This window comes from Sphingomonas sp. CCH9-F2, assembly GCF_001556735.1.
GTDB classification, from domain to species: Bacteria; Pseudomonadota; Alphaproteobacteria; order Sphingomonadales; family Sphingomonadaceae; genus Sphingomonas; species Sphingomonas ginsenosidimutans.
Window position 1 is genome coordinate 1 of record NZ_LSJO01000500.1, and the last position, 265, is coordinate 265.

Annotated in this window: 1 protein-coding gene; it reads left to right on the forward strand. The window is 71.3% G+C overall.

The genetic code is table 11. The features are described 5' to 3' along the window. Positions 1–265 (forward strand): ComEC/Rec2 family competence protein (locus tag AX685_RS21125; protein ID WP_197418628.1); only part of this gene is annotated, 265 nt, incomplete at both ends.

Sequence of the window (265 nt, forward strand, 5' to 3'; positions counted from 1 at the left end):
CCACCAGCGCCCCCACCGCGACCAGCCGCAGCGTCACCGCCTCGCGCCCCAGCGCCAGCGCCGCCAGCACCATCAGCGCCGCGAGACGAGGCGTGGGTGGCGCAATGGGGGCGGGGGCTGGCGTCGTTGCTGCTGACCGGGCTGGTTGTGGAAGCGGCGCTGATGCCGATCGCGGCATTCCATTTCCACAAGGCCGGCGCTTACGGCGCCGCGGCCAATATCGTCGCTATCCCCTTGACGACGTTTGTGGTGATGCCGGCCGAGG